This window comes from Enterobacter cloacae complex sp. ECNIH7 (genome assembly GCF_002208095.1).
Lineage (GTDB): Bacteria > Pseudomonadota > Gammaproteobacteria > Enterobacterales > Enterobacteriaceae > Enterobacter > Enterobacter cloacae_M.
The window spans coordinates 4,951,670-4,968,053 of the sequence record NZ_CP017990.1 but is presented as its reverse complement, the minus strand read 5'-3'; the positions used below and the strand labels follow the sequence as shown (position 1 = coordinate 4,968,053).

Sequence of the window (16,384 nt, the reverse complement as noted above, 5' to 3'; positions counted from 1 at the left end):
TCGAGAATCACCCCGAGTTTAAGAACCCACACCATTATGAATCTTACCGAATTAAAGAATACGCCGGTTTCTGAGCTGATCACTCTCGGCGAAAATATGGGGCTGGAAAACCAGGCTCGTATGCGCAAGCAGGACATCATTTTCGCCATCCTGAAGCAGCACGCTAAGAGTGGCGAAGATATCTTTGGCGACGGTGTGCTGGAGATATTGCAAGACGGATTTGGTTTCCTCCGCTCTGCAGACAGCTCCTACCTCGCCGGCCCTGACGACATCTACGTATCCCCCAGCCAAATCCGCCGTTTCAACCTCCGCACTGGTGACACCATTTCAGGTAAGATTCGTCCTCCTAAAGAGGGTGAACGCTACTTTGCGCTGTTGAAAGTCAATGAAGTTAACTTCGACAAACCGGAAAACTCGCGTAATAAGATCCTCTTTGAGAACTTAACGCCGCTGCACGCGAACTCTCGCCTGCGCATGGAGCGTGGTAACGGTTCTACTGAAGACTTAACCGCGCGTGTTCTGGATCTGGCCTCACCAATTGGTCGCGGCCAGCGTGGTTTGATTGTGGCACCGCCAAAAGCGGGTAAAACCATGCTGCTGCAGAACATCGCGCAGAGCATTGCCTATAACCACCCAGACTGCGTGCTGATGGTGCTGCTGATTGACGAACGTCCGGAAGAAGTGACCGAGATGCAGCGTCTGGTTAAAGGTGAAGTGGTTGCTTCTACCTTCGACGAACCGGCATCTCGCCACGTTCAGGTTGCGGAAATGGTTATCGAGAAGGCGAAACGCCTGGTTGAGCACAAGAAAGACGTGATCATCCTGCTTGACTCCATCACCCGTCTGGCGCGTGCCTACAACACCGTGGTTCCGGCGTCTGGTAAAGTGCTGACCGGTGGTGTGGATGCTAACGCCCTGCATCGTCCGAAACGCTTCTTCGGTGCCGCGCGTAACGTGGAAGAGGGCGGCAGCCTGACCATCATCGCGACGGCGCTGATCGATACCGGTTCTAAAATGGACGAAGTGATTTACGAAGAATTTAAAGGTACAGGTAACATGGAACTGCACCTTTCTCGTAAAATCGCTGAAAAACGCGTCTTCCCGGCTATCGACTACAACCGTTCCGGTACCCGTAAAGAAGAGCTGCTCACCACGCAGGAAGAGCTGCAGAAAATGTGGATCCTGCGCAAAATCATCCATCCAATGGGTGAAATTGACGCGATGGAGTTCCTCATTAATAAACTGGCGATGACCAAAACCAACGACGATTTCTTCGACATGATGAAACGCTCGTAACGCAAATAAAGCCAGCGAACGCCACGTTTTTACGTGGCGTTTTCCTTTTATGGACTATACGCTAGTACTACCTACTCCCAATTTTGACCGGTCGGTGCGACAATAGAGCCGTTTCTGCATCCTGAGAAATAATTGATTGAAAAATATACAAAGGGAGTTGTTAGAAGCCATCTTTATTACTTCTGAGGTTGTGGCTTCATGGTTATACTTCCGGGACTAACAATTGTTGAGAGCAATCCATTGTGAATCTATTCACTGCCGTTACTGAACTGATCAGTATTTTTTTATTCACAACCTGTTTTTTGTTCATTGCACGCAAGGTGGCAAAACGAATAGGGTTGGTGGATAAACCTAATTTTCGTAAACGCCATCAAGGTCTTATTCCTTTAGTCGGCGGAATTTCTGTTTACGCAGGGATTTGCTTCACGTTTGGAATTGCCGACTATTATATTCCGCATGCCGCCCTGTACATTGCCTGCGCCGGTGTCCTGGTGTTAGTCGGGGCTCTTGATGACCGATTCGATATCGCGGTGAAAATACGCGCCACCGTTCAGGCGGCCATTGGCGTGGTGATGATGGTTGTGGGTGGACTGTATCTGCGAAGCCTCGGCTATGTGTTTGGCCCCTGGGAGTTAGTCCTGGGTCCATTTGGCTTCTTCCTGACACTCTTTGCCGTCTGGGCGGCAATCAATGCTTTCAACATGGTGGATGGCATTGACGGCCTGCTCGGTGGGTTGTCATCCGTCTCGTTCGCCGCTATCGGCATTATTTTATGGTTTGATGGTCAGTACAGTCTGGCAATGTGGTGTTTTGCCATGATTGCCGCCATTCTGCCTTATATCCTCTTAAACCTCGGTGTGCTGGGCCGTCGCTATAAAGTCTTTATGGGAGACGCGGGCAGTACGCTGATTGGTTTTACGGTTATCTGGATCCTGCTAGAAACCACACAAGGTCAAACCCATCCGATAAGTCCCGTAACCGCGCTGTGGATTATTGCCATTCCATTAATGGATATGGTGGCGATTATGTATCGCCGCCTGCGCAAAGGGATGAGTCCTTTCTCTCCTGACCGCCAACACATTCATCACCTCATCATGCGTGCGGGTTTTACTTCTCGTCAGGCGTTTGTGCTGATTACTCTGGCCGCCGCTATTTTGGCCGCAATTGGTGTGGCTGCAGAATATTCTCATATTATTCCTGAGTGGGTTATGTTGGCATTATTCTTGCTGGCATTTTTCCTGTACGGCTACTGCATTAAGCGCGCATGGAAAGTGGCGCGTTTTATTAAACGTCTTAAACGCAGGATGCGTCGTAACAGTGGCAAAAATACAACATTAACTAAGTAAAACCGGGACTATGATGACTCAACCGTTGGCGGGAGCGAAATCAGTGGTAACTGAGAATGAACTGGATATTCGGGGTTTGTTTCGCGTGTTATGGGCAGGCAAACTTTGGATTGCGGGGATCGCGCTGGGGTTTGCCCTGTTAGCGCTGGCCTATACGTTCTTTGCAAAGCAAGAGTGGAGCGCCACGGCAATCACAGACAAGCCAACGGTTAACATGCTCGGGGGATACTATTCCCAGCAGCAATTCCTGCGTAACCTAGACATCAAAGCCAGTCTTGCTACGCCTGACCAGGCTTCCGTTATGGATGAAGCCTATAAAGAGTTTGTGATGCAGCTTGCTTCGTGGGATACCCGCCGCGATTTCTGGTCCCAGACGGATTACTACAAGCAGCGCCGGGTTGATAATACAAAAGCCGATGCCGCCCTGCTGGACGATCTGATTAACAATATTCAGTTTATGCCGGGCGACGCGCTGCGTAGCGTGAATGACAGCGTCAAGCTGATTGCAGAAACCGCGCCGGATGCCAACAACCTGTTGCGTCAGTATGTCGCGTTTGCCAGCCAGCGTGCCGCAAGCCATCTTAACGAAGAGCTTAAAGGTGCCTGGGCGGCTCGTACCATCCAGATGAAAGCCCAGGTGAAACGTCAGGAAGAGGTGGCGAATACCATTTTCGGTCGCCGCGTGCATAACATTGAGCAGGCGCTGAAAATTGCGGAACAGCACAATATTTCCCGTACTGAGACGGACGTGCCGGCCGATGAGCTGCCTGATTCAGAAATGTTCCTTCTTGGCCGCCCTATGCTGCAGGCGCGGCTGGAAAACCTGAAGGCCGTCGGTCCTGATTTTGACCTCGATTACGATCAAAATCGCGCGATGCTCAATACGCTTAATGTCGGCCCATCCCTGGACCCGCGTTTTCAGACCTATCGTTATTTGCGAACGCCTGAAGAACCTGTAAAACGCGACAGTCCGCGTCGTGCATTCCTGATGATCATGTGGGGGATTGTAGGCGCATTGACGGGCGCTGGCGTGGCGTTAACGCGTCGTCGCAAAAACTAAGAACGCCGTCTACGATGAAGGCTGCGGCCTTCATCGCCTAATCGAAGAGAATCGATGTGAAAGTACTAACCGTATTTGGCACCAGGCCGGAGGCCATTAAGATGGCACCTCTGGTTCATGCGCTGGCCTGCGATCCTGATATTGAAGCGAAAGTCTGCGTCACGGCTCAACACCGTGAGATGCTCGATCAGGTTTTAACGCTCTTCTCCATCGTCCCGGATTACGACCTTAATATTATGAAACCGGGGCAAGGGTTAACGGAGATAACCTGTCGCATTCTGCAAGAGCTTAAGCCGATCCTGGAGTCATTCAAGCCCGACGTCGTGCTGGTACACGGTGACACCACAACTACCGTGGCGACAAGCCTGGCCGCGTTTTACCAGCGAATTCCCGTGGGGCATGTTGAGGCGGGTCTGCGTACCGGCAATCTTTATTCGCCGTGGCCGGAGGAGGCCAACCGCACGTTAACGGGTCATCTGGCGATGTACCACTTTGCGCCAACGGAAAACTCTCGTCAGAACCTGCTGCGTGAAAATATCGCCGATAACAAAATCTTTGTGACCGGCAATACGGTCATTGACGCGTTAATTTGGGTACGTGACCGCGTCCTGGCAAACAGCGATCTTCAGAAAGAGCTCGCTGCCCGCTATCCGTTCCTTCACAACGGCAAAAAAACCATTCTGGTCACTGGCCACCGTCGCGAGAGCTTTGGCCGGGGTTTCGAGCAAATCTGTCACGCGCTGGCTGAAATCGCCGCGCAGAATGACGATGTGCAAATTGTCTATCCAGTACACCTTAACCCTAACGTCAGCGAGCCGGTTAACCGGATCCTGGGCCATGTCGAAAATGTCCTTCTGATTGAACCTCAGGACTACATGCCGTTTGTCTGGCTGATGAACCACGCCTGGCTGATCCTCACCGATTCCGGCGGAATCCAGGAAGAAGCTCCATCCCTCGGCAAACCTGTGCTGGTGATGCGTGAAACGACCGAACGTCCGGAAGCCGTCAAAGCCGGTACGGTGCGTCTGGTCGGCACCAACGCGCAGCTCATCGTCGAAGAGGTCACGCGCCTGCTGCATGACGATGAAGCGTATCAGGCGATGAGCCGGGCCCATAATCCGTATGGAGACGGGCAGGCTTGTGGCCGTATTTTGCATGCACTTAAACACAATCGGGTATCGCTATGAGTTTTACTACCATCTCTGTCATTGGTCTTGGCTACATTGGCTTACCTACTGCGGCCGCGTTTGCCTCTCGTCAGCAACAGGTTGTTGGTGTGGATATCAACGCACGAGCGGTAGAAACCATTAACCGTGGCGAGATTCATATTGTGGAGCCCGATCTTGACCGCGTGGTGAAAGAGGCGGTGGATGGGGGCTTCCTGCGTGCCAGCACGACGCCAGTTGAAGCGGATGCTTACCTGATTGCCGTCCCCACCCCGTTTAAAGGTGACCACGAGCCCGACATGGCATTCGTTGAGGCGGCGGCAAAATCCATCGCGCCTGTGCTGAAGAAAGGGGCGCTGGTGATCCTGGAATCGACCTCTCCGGTCGGCGCTACCGAGCAGATGGCACAGTGGCTGGCCGACGCGCGTCCTGATTTACGTTTCCCGCAGCAGGCGGGTGAGCAGGCGGATATCAACATCGCCTACTGTCCGGAGCGCGTGCTGCCGGGCCAGGTGATGGTCGAACTGATTAAAAACGACCGCGTCATTGGCGGTATGACGCCCGTCTGTTCCGAACGTGCCAGCGCGCTGTACAAGATTTTCCTGGAAGGCGAGTGCGTGGTGACCAATTCCCGCACCGCCGAGATGTGCAAGCTGACGGAGAACAGCTTCCGCGACGTCAATATTGCCTTTGCGAACGAACTGTCGCTAATTTGCGCCGATCAGGGGATTAACGTCTGGGAGCTGATAAGCCTGGCGAATCGCCATCCGCGTGTAAACATTCTCCAGCCAGGCCCGGGCGTGGGCGGACACTGTATCGCCGTCGATCCGTGGTTTATCGTGGCGCAGAATCCGGCGCAGGCGCGTCTGATTCGCACCGCGCGTGAAGTGAACGACAGCAAGCCTCACTGGGTGCTCAATCAGGTTAAAGCGACGGTAGCGGATTGTCTGGCAGAGAGCGGCAAGCGCGCCAGCGAGCTGAAAATTGCCTGCTTTGGTCTGGCATTTAAACCCAATATTGACGATCTGCGTGAAAGCCCGGCGATGGAAATTGCCGAGATGATTGCCGAATGGCACAAGGGTGAAACGCTGGTGGTTGAGCCGAATATCCATGAATTACCGGCAAAACTGGCGGGGCACTGCACGCTGACGGCGCTGGAAGACACGCTGGCGACGGCGGACGTGCTGGTGCTGCTGGTAGATCATAAAGAGTTTAAAGCGACGTCCGGCGATGCTGTTCGTCAGAAGTATATTGTGGATACCAAAGGTGTCTGGCGTTGAACAGCCTGAATGGGGTGCTTGAGTCCCTGCAGTGGGAGAGTGCCTTTTTCGGCCTGCCGTCGGCCATCGTACGTGTGCGCGATGACGCGCCGGTGCTGGCTGAATCAGATTTTATCGCCTGGCAACGGGTGCAGGCTAAGATCCCGGCGGAGCGCGCCGATCTGCTTGATGCGCTCCAGCAGCACGGCTTTCAGCTGGTTGAAGGTGAGGTAGACCTTTCCATTACCCTTACCCGGCACGATGCGTCCGGCGCGGAAATTGCAAACGAACAGGACATCACCGTGCTGCGTCAGATGGCGGCCCAGGCATTTGCACAGAGCCGCTTTCGTGCGCCCTGGTATGCACCTGACGATAGCGGACGTTTCTATGCCCAGTGGATAGAAAATGCGGTCAAAGGCACCTTTGACCACGTCTGCCTGGTTTTCCGTGCAGGCGACGGTCAAATCCAGGGGTTCGTCTCGCTGCGTAAGCTCAACGAGCGCGAGGCGCGTATTGGCTTATTAGCCGGGCGCGGCATGGGTGAGAAACTCATGCAGGCGGCGCTGCACTGGGCGCAGCAGCAACAGCTTGTGACGCTGCGGGTCGCGACCCAACTGGGCAACACCGCCGCGCTTAAACGTTATATTGCGAGTGGTGCCAACATCGACGCCACCGCCTACTGGTTATACAGGTGACAAGATGATTCCATTTAACGCACCACCCGTTGTCGGAACTGAACTCGACTATATGCAGTCTGCCATGGGCAGCGGCAAACTCTGTGGTGACGGCGGTTTTACCCGTCGCTGTCAGCAGTGGATGGAACAGCGTTTTCGCAGCGCCAAAGTGCTGCTGACCCCGTCCTGTACGGCATCGCTGGAAATGGCGGCACTGTTGCTGGATATCCAGCCCGGCGATGAAGTGATTATGCCGAGCTATACCTTCGTTTCCACGGCGAACGCCTTTGTCCTGCGCGGAGCGAAAATCGTCTTTGTGGATATCCGCCCGGACACCATGAACATTGATGAGACGCTGATTGAAGCGGCGATCACCGACAAAACGCGCGCGATCGTGCCGGTTCACTACGCGGGCGTGGCCTGTGAAATGGACACCATCATGGCCATCGCCAAAAAAAATAATCTGTTCGTGGTGGAAGATGCCGCGCAGGGCGTAATGTCCACCTATAAGGGACGCGCGCTGGGTACCATCGGCCACATTGGCTGCTTTAGCTTCCACGAAACCAAAAACTACACGGCGGGCGGAGAAGGTGGCGCGACGCTGATTAACGACCGGGCGCTCGTGGAGCGTGCGGAAGTGATCCGCGAAAAGGGCACCAACCGCAGCCAGTTCTTCCGGGGTCAGGTAGATAAATACACCTGGCGCGACATCGGCTCCAGCTATCTGATGGCGGATCTGCAGGCGGCATATCTGTGGGCGCAGCTGGAAGCGGCGGAACGTATCAACCTTCAGCGTCTTTCCCTGTGGCAAACGTATTACGATGCGCTTGAGCCGCTGGCCAAAGCCGGGCGTATTGAGCTGCCGACCATCCCGGCGGATTGCGTCCACAACGCGCATATGTTCTACATCAAGCTGCGCGATAACGACGACCGCAGCGATCTTATCGCCTGGCTGAAAGAGGCTGAAATTATGGCGGTGTTCCACTATATCCCGCTGCACTCCAGCCCGGCCGGCGAAGCGTTTGGCACGTTCGCCGGTGAAGATCGTTACACCACCAAAGAAAGTGAGCGTTTGCTTCGCCTGCCACTGTTCTACAACCTCGCGCCTGTTAACCAGCGTACGGTGATTAATACCCTTCTGAGTTATTTCGGCTGATATGTCTCTGGCAAAAGCATCGGTGTGGACCGCCGCGTCCACGCTTGTAAAAATTGGCGCCGGGCTGCTGGTCGTCAAGCTGCTGGCCGTCTCATTTGGCCCCTCTGGCGTGGGGCTGGCGGGTAATTTCCGCCAGCTCGTTACCGTCCTTGGGGTGCTGGCCGGTGCCGGCATTTTCAACGGCGTCACCAAATACGTTGCGCAGTATCATGATGATGCGGCTCAGCTGCGAAGGGTGGTGGGTACCTCTTCGGCGATGGTCACGGGTTTTTCGACCCTGATGGCGATTGTCTTTCTTCTGGCGGCGGCGCCCATCAGCCTGGGATTGTTCGGGCACACCCACTATCAGGGGCTGGTGCGTCTGGTCGCGCTGGTTCAGATGGGCATTGCCTGGGCAAACCTGCTGCTGGCGCTGATGAAAGGTTTTCGTGATGCCGCCGGGAACGCGCTTGCCCTAATCCTGGGAAGCGTCATCGGCGTGATTGCCTATTACTTCTGCTATCGCCTGGGCGGCTATGAAGGCGCACTGCTGGGGCTGGCGTTGGTTCCGGCGCTGGTTGTCGTGCCTGCGGCATTTATGCTGATGCGTAGGGGCGACATCCCTTTGAGCTACCTGAAACCGCAATGGGACACGATGCTTGCCAGCCAGCTGGGTAAATTTACCCTGATGGCGCTCATCACCTCCGTCACGCTGCCGGTAGCCTACGTGATGATGCGAAACCTGCTGGCGGCGCATTATAGCTGGGATGAAGTCGGGATCTGGCAGGGCGTGAGCAGCATTTCCGATGCATACCTCCAATTTATAACGGCTTCCTTTAGCGTCTATTTGCTGCCAACCTTATCGCGCCTGACGTCCAGACAAGAAATTACGCGCGAGATTTTCCGATCTCTGCGCTTTGTGCTGCCGGCCGTCGCGGCGGCCAGCTTTACCGTCTGGTTACTGCGCGATGTCGCCATCTGGCTGCTGTTCTCGGCGAAGTTCACCGCCATGCGCGATCTCTTTGCATGGCAACTGGTGGGTGATGTGCTGAAAGTGGGGGCTTACGTTTTCGGCTATCTGGTGATTGCAAAAGCGTCCCTGCGGCTGTATATCCTGGCGGAAATTAGCCAGTTTGCGTTACTGACAGCATTTTCACACTGGCTGATACCCGCGCACGGTGCGCTGGGGGCGGCTCAGGCCTACATGGCAACCTATATCGTCTATTTCGCCGCCTGTTGCGGCGTATTTTTATTGTGGCGTAAACGCGCATGACTGCACTGATTCACATCCTGGGATCGGATATCCCACACCATAACCAGACCGTTTTGCGGTTCTTCAACGACGAGCTGGCATCGGGTAATCCTGATGCGCGTGAGTTTATGGTTGCAGGTCAGGATAAGGGCCTGAGCGAGGCGTTTCCGGCGCTGACGATTCGCTTCTGGCCGGATAAGGCCGCGCTGGCGAAGGCGGTCATTGCCAAAGCCAAAGCGGATCGTAAGCAACGTTTCTTTTTCCACGGGCAGTTCAATACCGGCCTGTGGCTGGCACTGCTCAGCGGGGGGATTAAACCCTCCCAGTGCAGCTGGCATATCTGGGGAGCCGATCTCTACGAAGTCTCCCGCGGCTGGAAATTCCGTCTTTTCTATCCGCTGCGGCGCATGGCGCAGGGGCGCGTAGGCTGTGTGTTTGCCACCCGAGGCGATCTCAACTATTTTGCTAAACAGCACCCGAACGTGCGCGGAGAACTACTCTATTTCCCGACCCGCATGGATCCGGCGCTGAACGCCATGGCGAATGACGCGGTGCGTGAAGGCAAGCTGACGATCCTGGTGGGGAATTCCGGCGATCGCAGTAACGAACACGTCGCGGCGCTCAGGGCGGTGCATCAGCAGTTTGGCGACACGGTGAATGTTGTGGTGCCGATGGGCTATCCCGCCAACAACGACGCCTATATTGCTGACGTTCGCCAACAGGGGCTTGCGCTGTTTAGTGCAGAAAACCTGCACATCCTTAGCGATAAGCTGGAATTTGATGAATATCTTGCGCTGCTGAGAAAATGCGATCTTGGCTATTTCATCTTCGCACGACAGCAGGGAATCGGCACGCTGTGTCTGCTGACTCAGGCGGGTGTACCGTGCGTGCTCAACCGCGACAATCCGTTCTGGCAGGACATGGCCGAGCAGCATATTCCGGTGCTGTTTACCTCAGACACGCTGAATGTCGAGGTGGTTCGGGAAGCCCAACGCCAGCTCACGCTGGTGGATAAAAATAGCATCGATTTTTTCAGCCCGAATTACCTCACGCCGTGGCACCGCGCGCTGCGTATCGCTTCAGGAGACAAAGCATGAGTCAGTTGCAATTCAGCGGCTTACTGGTTGTCTGGCTTCTGAGCACCCTGTTTATTGCCACGCTTACCTGGTTTGAATTCCGCCGGGTACGTTTCAACTTTAACGTTTTCTTCTCGTTACTGTTTCTGCTGACCTTCTTTTTCGGCTTCCCGCTGACCAGCATTCTGGTCTTCCGGTTTGACGTGAGCGTCGCGCCGCCGGAAATCCTGCTCCAGGCGCTTCTGGCGGCAACCTGCTTCTATGCCGTCTACTACGTCACCTATAAAACGCGTCTGCGTTCAGCGCAGGCTGCTGCCCCGCGCCGGCCGCTTTTTACCATGAATCGGGTGGAAACCCACCTGACGTGGGTGGTGCTGATGACCATCGCCCTGGTCAGCGTCGGTATCTTCTTCATGCATAACGGCTTTCTGCTGTTTAAGCTCCACTCCTACAGCCAGATTTTTTCGGCCGAAGTCTCGGGCGTGGCGCTTAAGCGTTTCTTCTACTTCTTCATTCCGGCGATGCTGGTGGTCTTTTTCCTGCGCCAGGACAGCAAAGCGTGGCTGTTTTTCCTGGTCAGCACCGTCGCGTTTGGCATTCTGACCTACATGATTGTGGGCGGCACGCGCGCGAACATTATCATCGCCTTCGCCATCTTCCTGTTTATCGGCATCATCCGCGGCTGGATCTCGCTGTGGATGCTGGTTGCGGCAGGCGTGTTTGGCATTGTCGGGATGTTCTGGCTGGCGCTGAAGCGCTACGGCATGAACGTGGCGGGGGATGAGGCGTTTTACACGTTCCTCTACCTGACGCGCGATACTTTCTCCCCATGGGAAAATCTGGCATTGCTGCTGCAAAATTACGACAAGATTGATTTCCAGGGGCTGGCGCCGATTGTTCGCGACTTCTACGTCTTTATCCCTTCCTGGCTATGGCCGGACCGGCCTGGCGTGGTGCTTAACACGGCAAATTACTTTACCTGGGAAGTGCTGAACAACCATTCCGGTCTGGCAATCTCGCCAACGCTGATTGGTTCCCTGGTGGTGATGGGGGGGGCGTGGTTCATTCTGCCCGGGGCGATTGCCGTGGGGCTGATTATCAAGTGGTTCGACTGGCTTTACCTGCGCGGCAACGAAGAGACCAACCGCTATAAAGCCGCCATTTTGCACAGTTTCTGCTTTGGTGCCATTTTCAATATGATCGTTCTGGCGCGCGAAGGGCTGGACTCGTTCGTTTCGCGCGTGGTGTTCTTCATGGTCGTTTTCGGCCTCTGCCTGTTGCTGGCCAAACTGTTGTACTGGCTGTTTGACAGCGCAGGGCTTGTGCACAAGCGCGAGCGGCAGGGCAGCACAACGCTGTCGCAAGTCTGAGTAAGGATAGTAATGACTGATAAAATTTCTGCACCGCGCTATGCGCTACGTGGCCTGCAGCTAATTGGCTGGCGCGATATGCAGCACGCGCTGGACTTTCTGTTCGCCGACGGCCAGATGAAATCCGGTACGCTGGTGGCCATCAACGCGGAAAAAATGCTGGCGGTTGAGGATAATGCGGAAGTCAAAAGCCTGATTGAAGCGGCTGAATTTAAATACGCGGACGGGATCAGCGTAGTCCGCTCTATCCGTAAAAAGTATCCTGACGCTAATGTATCCCGCGTGGCGGGGGCCGATCTCTGGGAGCAGCTTATGGCCCGCGCAGGTGCGCAGGGTACGCCCGTGTTCCTGATTGGCGGGAAGCCGGAGATACTGGCCCAGACGGAGGAGAAACTGCGTCGTCAATGGAATGTTAATATTGTCGGCAGCCAGAATGGTTACTTCAAACCGGAAGATCGACAGGCTCTGTTTGAACGCGTTCGTGACAGCGGGGCGAAAATTGTCACCGTGGCGATGGGCTCCCCGCGTCAGGAGATCCTGATGCGTGACTGCCGTCTGGTCTGTCCTGATGCCCTCTATATGGGCGTCGGCGGCACGTACGACGTCTTTACCGGCCACGTTACGCGCGCGCCGAAGGTCTGGCAAAATCTGGGGCTGGAGTGGCTGTACCGCCTGCTATCGCAACCGACGCGCATTAAACGTCAGATCCGTCTGCTTCGCTACCTCGCCTGGCATTACACCGGGAAAATGTAATCAAAATGTAGCGCGATATGCTATTCGCGCTGCAACTCGCCTGCAAAACTGCTGATAATCTGTGCAATGCATTCATTTTTTTAATGCATCGTTTGCCATTTGGCAGATTTTAGGAAACCATTCGCTCCGTATTTTAGTACCCCTAAAAAACAATACCCGGTATTAAGCCGGGAAACAGCAAACACAATCGAGGATCTATGGCAGAGAAACAACCGGAGCTACAGCGTGGGCTGGAAGCTCGTCATATTGAACTGATAGCGCTGGGCGGCACTATCGGCGTGGGCCTGTTTATGGGCTCCGCAAGCACGCTCAAATGGGCAGGCCCTTCCGTATTACTGGCGTATATTATCGCCGGGCTGTTTGTTTTCTTCATTATGCGTTCCATGGGCGAAATGCTCTTCCTGGAGCCGGTAACCGGCTCTTTCGCCGTTTACGCGCATCGCTATATGAGCCCCTTCTTCGGCTACCTGACGGCCTGGTCATACTGGTTTATGTGGATGGCGGTGGGCATCTCAGAGATCACCGCGATAGGGGTCTACGTCCAGTTCTGGTTCCCGGACATGGTCCAGTGGATACCCGCGCTCATTGCCGTGGGGCTGGTGGCGCTGGCAAACCTGGCAGCCGTGCGCCTTTACGGTGAAATTGAGTTCTGGTTCGCAATGATCAAAGTCACCACGATTATTGTGATGATTGTCGTCGGCCTGGGCGTGATTTTCTTCGGCTTTGGCAACGGTGGACACGCTATCGGCTTTGGCAACCTGACCGAAAACGGCGGCTTCTTTGCCGGCGGCTGGAAGGGCTTCCTGACGGCGCTGTGTATCGTTGTGGCCTCGTATCAGGGCGTGGAGCTGATTGGTATTACCGCCGGTGAAGCGAAAAACCCGCAGGTCACGCTGCGTAGCGCGGTGGGCAAAGTGCTGTGGCGCATCCTGATTTTCTATGTGGGCGCGATCTTCGTCATCGTGACCATCTTCCCGTGGAACGAAATTGGCACGACGGGTAGCCCGTTTGTTTTAACCTTCGCCAAAATTGGTATCACGGCGGCGGCGGGTATCATCAACTTTGTGGTCCTGACGGCAGCGCTGTCAGGCTGTAACAGCGGGATGTACAGCTGCGGGCGTATGCTCTATGCGCTTTCGAAGAATAACCAGCTGCCTGCGGCGATGAGTAAAGTCTCACGTGCCGGCGTACCGGTGGCGGGTGTGGCTGTCTCCATTGTAATCCTGCTGATTGGCTCTTGCCTGAATTACATCATTCCTAACCCGCAGCGCGTGTTCGTTTACGTCTACAGCGCCAGCGTACTGCCGGGCATGGTGCCGTGGTTTGTTATCCTCATCAGCCAGCTACGTTTCCGGCATGCGCATAAAAAAGCGATCGAAAGCCATCCGTTCCGCTCAATTCTGTTCCCCTATGCGAACTATTTGACGATGGCGTTCCTGATTTGCGTATTAATCGGTATGTACTTTAATGAAGATACCCGCATGTCGCTGTTTGTCGGGATGATCTTCCTGGCGGCTGTGACGGCCGCATATAAGCTTTTTGGCCTGGGTCGCCGCGGCACCACGCAGAAAGTGGAGGAATAAGCGGCAAAATGTGCAAACCATAACCAAACGCGCATTTTTTTCAAAAAAGCACTAGACAGCGGGGACGGAGGTACGTAATATCCAGCCCCGCAACGGCGCTAAGCGCCCGTAGCTCAGCTGGATAGAGCGCTGCCCTCCGGAGGCAGAGGTCTCAGGTTCGAATCCTGTCGGGCGCGCCATTTTAGTCCCGGCGCTAGAGCTGCGGTGGTCTGAGAAGTAGTCAGTACCGCGTGAAAGAATACAGTGGTGGCTATAGCTCAGTTGGTAGAGCCCTGGATTGTGATTCCAGTTGTCGTGGGTTCGAATCCCATTAGCCACCCCATTATTTGAAAGAGTTGTGAATTGCGAAGGTGGCGGAATTGGTAGACGCGCTAGCTTCAGGTGTTAGTGTCCTTTGGATGTGGGGGTTCGAGTCCCCCCCCTCGCACCACGACTTTTTAAATGAATTGAACTAAAAATTCAAAAAGCAGTACATCGGCGAGTAGCGCAGCTTGGTAGCGCAACTGGTTTGGGACCAGTGGGTCGGAGGTTCGAATCCTCTCTCGCCGACCAATTTTGAACCCCGCTTCGGCGGGGTTTTTTGTTTTCTGCGGCTTCTCATCCCTGTAGTCATTCTCCGACAGCGTCCTTTTTCATTGTCGCAATCCAGCGACATACAACTCATTGAAAGTTAGATAAAAAAACATTTATGGGTTTTGCTGTCTCCTCCTGGCGACATATTCCCCCCTTTTCCCGATACGTTGTAGCGCTTAAGACGGCGCTTAGCAGCATAATTTCCTTTTATCTTAAAATGTTGCGTCATGTAAAAGTTCTGGGTGTTATATTGGCACGTTACGTGCAATAATATGCGTGTAGATGCTCATTCCATCTCTTATGTTCGCCTTAGTGCCTCATAAACTCAGGAATGACGCAGAGCCATTTACGGTGCTTATCGTCCACTGACAGATGTCGCTTCGGCCTCATCAGACACCATGGACACAACGTTGAGTGAAGCACCAAATATGTTGTCTTACAGACCTGTTTTGACGCCTGCTTTTATAGCAGGCGTTTTTTTATGCCTTATTCCCGATACAAGCGCATGATCAGGGCAACCATCAGCAGGGCCGATGCAGAGACAGCATAGAGCGCCTGTACTGAGCCAAATCCTGAAGCCACCGCCGCTGCAATGCCGGTGAAAAGAGAGGCGCTGAGCGTTTGCCAGCGCCAGGCTTTACCGCTGGCCGAAGCGGTTTGCGTGAAAGGAAAACTACTGAGTACCCCAAACGTGCCCGCTGCGAAGAGAACATTCGAGGCCAGATGCGCGATAAAGATCATCCCCAGCGCACATACTGTCCACCCGGACAAAAACGGCAGCATGCCATAAGCGGCCAGAAAGATGCTCAGGCAAACGATTATTCGTGGCGTGTGGGCCGCAAAGCGCGTCAGGCTCTCTTTTTTTAGCAGCAGGGGGCCACAAAGCTGCCCCAGACTCCTCGCGAAAAGCAAAGGCAAAGCAAGGCCCGCCGCATCCTGAGGACGGAGCTGCTGGGCCAGTGCCGGAAGAAGCGCCATCGCCGGTGAGCCGACGGCGGCCAGCGCCGGCAGGATGAGCAGGCTGCGTTTCTGCCGAACGGTCAACGCCTGCCAGCGTAATGTTGCTGCATCCCCCTTTTCCATAGTGGTGGGGCCTGGTGTCGGAGAAAACCGGCGTCCAGCCAGCCATAGTAGTACTAATGAGCCCAGAAAACTCGCGGCATCAATGGCCAGTAGGGTAAACACGGATGTCTTCTGAAACAGCACCACGCCGAGTCCGGTCCCTAATAACACCTGAGAAGCGAAAATCACATTTTCCAGACAGGTTGCAGCGGGCAGCTCTGCTTCGCTAAGTCCGCGCTTAAAGAGCAATGTCAGCGCGGGCCAGCTCATCCCGCTGAGCAGGGCTTCGGTGGATTGCACGGCGAGCAATGCGGCAACGCTGTGGTAACCCACGCCAAGCAGAGGAAAGAGCAGGGCGAGCAAGCCCAGCACCTCGGTCAGTATCAGCAGCGATATCGGCGAAAAGAGCGAGCACAGTTTTTCGCCTAATATGCTGCCGATGAACCCAGGTACCGTAGCGAAAAGAAAAGCGAGAGTGAGCAGAGCGGGCGGGGCTGACCACGCTAGCAGCAAACCGAATACCACAACCTGGGTTAGACCATTCCCCAGTGACGAAAAGATAAAAGCACAGGCAAGCAGGCGCAGCCAGCGGTGGCAGCGCAGCGCCTGGATAAGCGCATACAAAAGCGAGTTCATTGAGATTTCCTTTCAAAAACGATTTAGTCCACGCTGCAAAATGTGCGCGTGTGTGAAAAAAGGTTAATGAAAAGACATCGTTACATTGGCGGATTCGTTTGCGGATGTGGGTGCAAAGAATGTAGCAGGAGAAAGGCGATAAA

At 54.6% G+C, this 16,384-nt stretch carries 13 protein-coding genes and 4 tRNA genes; 16 read left to right on the top strand and 1 reads right to left on the bottom strand.

What is annotated here, in order from left to right; translation table 11 throughout:
- The first annotated feature begins 36 nt into the window (after positions 1-36).
- The 16 genes from rho (at position 37) to WM95_RS24720 (ending at position 14,522) form a co-directional block, all read left to right on the top strand.
- Positions 37-1,296, top strand: coding sequence for a transcription termination factor Rho (gene rho / locus WM95_RS24795; RefSeq protein WP_008501566.1), 1,260 nt, complete (start codon positions 37-39; stop codon positions 1,294-1,296).
- A gap of 242 nt (positions 1,297-1,538) precedes the next feature.
- Complete coding sequence (gene wecA / locus WM95_RS24790; RefSeq protein WP_023309645.1) at positions 1,539-2,642, top strand: UDP-N-acetylglucosamine--undecaprenyl-phosphate N-acetylglucosaminephosphotransferase; 1,104 nt, start codon at positions 1,539-1,541, stop codon at positions 2,640-2,642.
- A 13-nt stretch (positions 2,643-2,655) separates the two neighbouring features.
- The gene (gene wzzE, locus WM95_RS24785) at positions 2,656-3,702 is read left to right on the top strand and encodes an ECA polysaccharide chain length modulation protein (protein ID WP_023309644.1); all 1,047 of its coding nucleotides are present in this window, start codon (positions 2,656-2,658) and stop codon (positions 3,700-3,702) included.
- Between the two features lie 56 nt (positions 3,703-3,758).
- Complete coding sequence (gene wecB / locus WM95_RS24780; protein ID WP_024907964.1) at positions 3,759-4,889, top strand: non-hydrolyzing UDP-N-acetylglucosamine 2-epimerase; 1,131 nt, start codon at positions 3,759-3,761, stop codon at positions 4,887-4,889.
- Positions 4,886-6,148, top strand: coding sequence for a UDP-N-acetyl-D-mannosamine dehydrogenase (gene wecC / locus WM95_RS24775; protein ID WP_063408180.1), 1,263 nt, complete (start codon positions 4,886-4,888; stop codon positions 6,146-6,148). Before wecB ends, wecC begins: the two co-directional genes overlap by 4 nt.
- Positions 6,145-6,822, top strand: a complete 678-nt coding sequence (gene rffC / locus WM95_RS24770; protein ID WP_063408179.1) for a dTDP-4-amino-4,6-dideoxy-D-galactose acyltransferase — start codon at positions 6,145-6,147, stop codon at positions 6,820-6,822. The genes wecC and rffC overlap by 4 nt, the downstream gene beginning before the upstream one ends.
- Positions 6,823-6,826: 4 nt before the next feature.
- On the top strand, positions 6,827-7,957 hold the full coding sequence (gene rffA, locus WM95_RS24765) for a dTDP-4-amino-4,6-dideoxygalactose transaminase (RefSeq protein WP_063408178.1): 1,131 nt from the start codon (positions 6,827-6,829) through the stop codon (positions 7,955-7,957).
- A gap of 1 nt (position 7,958) precedes the next feature.
- On the top strand, positions 7,959-9,209 hold the full coding sequence (wzxE, locus tag WM95_RS24760) for a lipid III flippase WzxE (RefSeq protein ID WP_063408177.1): 1,251 nt from the start codon (positions 7,959-7,961) through the stop codon (positions 9,207-9,209).
- On the top strand, positions 9,206-10,285 hold the full coding sequence (locus WM95_RS24755; protein WP_063408176.1) for a TDP-N-acetylfucosamine:lipid II N-acetylfucosaminyltransferase: 1,080 nt from the start codon (positions 9,206-9,208) through the stop codon (positions 10,283-10,285). The genes wzxE and WM95_RS24755 overlap by 4 nt, the downstream gene beginning before the upstream one ends.
- On the top strand, positions 10,282-11,634 hold the full coding sequence (gene wzyE, locus WM95_RS24750) for an ECA oligosaccharide polymerase (protein ID WP_059446096.1): 1,353 nt from the start codon (positions 10,282-10,284) through the stop codon (positions 11,632-11,634). The genes WM95_RS24755 and wzyE overlap by 4 nt, the downstream gene beginning before the upstream one ends.
- A 12-nt stretch (positions 11,635-11,646) precedes the next feature.
- Entirely contained in the window at positions 11,647-12,387 is a 741-nt protein-coding gene (gene wecG / locus WM95_RS24745) for a lipopolysaccharide N-acetylmannosaminouronosyltransferase (protein ID WP_045357198.1), read from the top strand.
- A gap of 197 nt (positions 12,388-12,584) precedes the next feature.
- A complete protein-coding gene (gene thrP / locus WM95_RS27485; protein ID WP_023309635.1) occupies positions 12,585-13,970 on the top strand; it encodes a bifunctional threonine/serine APC transporter ThrP in 1,386 nt (461 codons plus the stop codon).
- Positions 13,971-14,072: 102 nt separating this feature from the next.
- A tRNA-Arg gene (locus WM95_RS24735) sits at positions 14,073-14,149 on the top strand.
- A gap of 67 nt (positions 14,150-14,216) precedes the next feature.
- A tRNA-His gene (locus WM95_RS24730) sits at positions 14,217-14,292 on the top strand.
- Positions 14,293-14,314: 22 nt separating this feature from the next.
- Positions 14,315-14,400: transfer RNA gene (locus tag WM95_RS24725), tRNA-Leu, on the top strand.
- 45 nt (positions 14,401-14,445) lie between these two features.
- A tRNA-Pro gene (locus WM95_RS24720) sits at positions 14,446-14,522 on the top strand.
- Between the two features lie 507 nt (positions 14,523-15,029).
- Here WM95_RS24720 and WM95_RS24715 read toward each other — a convergent pair.
- On the bottom strand, positions 15,030-16,241 hold the full coding sequence (locus tag WM95_RS24715; RefSeq protein ID WP_063408175.1) for a hypothetical protein: 1,212 nt from the start codon (positions 16,239-16,241) through the stop codon (positions 15,030-15,032).
- Positions 16,242-16,384: the final 143 nt, after the last annotated feature.

Bases quoted from the DNA above. Each gene is read 5' to 3' on its own strand.
- rho (WP_008501566.1), top strand. From the start codon at position 37: ATGAATCTTACCGAATTAAAGAATACGCCGGTTTCTGAGCTGATCACT.
- wzzE (WP_023309644.1), top strand. From the start codon at position 2,656: ATGACTCAACCGTTGGCGGGAGCGAAATCAGTGGTAACTGAGAATGAA.
- wecC (WP_063408180.1), top strand. From the start codon at position 4,886: ATGAGTTTTACTACCATCTCTGTCATTGGTCTTGGCTACATTGGCTTA.
- rffA (WP_063408178.1), top strand. From the start codon at position 6,827: ATGATTCCATTTAACGCACCACCCGTTGTCGGAACTGAACTCGACTAT.
- wzxE (WP_063408177.1), top strand. From the start codon at position 7,959: ATGTCTCTGGCAAAAGCATCGGTGTGGACCGCCGCGTCCACGCTTGTA.
- WM95_RS24755 (WP_063408176.1), top strand. From the start codon at position 9,206: ATGACTGCACTGATTCACATCCTGGGATCGGATATCCCACACCATAAC.
- wzyE (WP_059446096.1), top strand. From the start codon at position 10,282: ATGAGTCAGTTGCAATTCAGCGGCTTACTGGTTGTCTGGCTTCTGAGC.
- wecG (WP_045357198.1), top strand. From the start codon at position 11,647: ATGACTGATAAAATTTCTGCACCGCGCTATGCGCTACGTGGCCTGCAG.
- thrP (WP_023309635.1), top strand. From the start codon at position 12,585: ATGGCAGAGAAACAACCGGAGCTACAGCGTGGGCTGGAAGCTCGTCAT.
- WM95_RS24715 (WP_063408175.1), bottom strand. From the start codon at position 16,241: ATGAACTCGCTTTTGTATGCGCTTATCCAGGCGCTGCGCTGCCACCGC.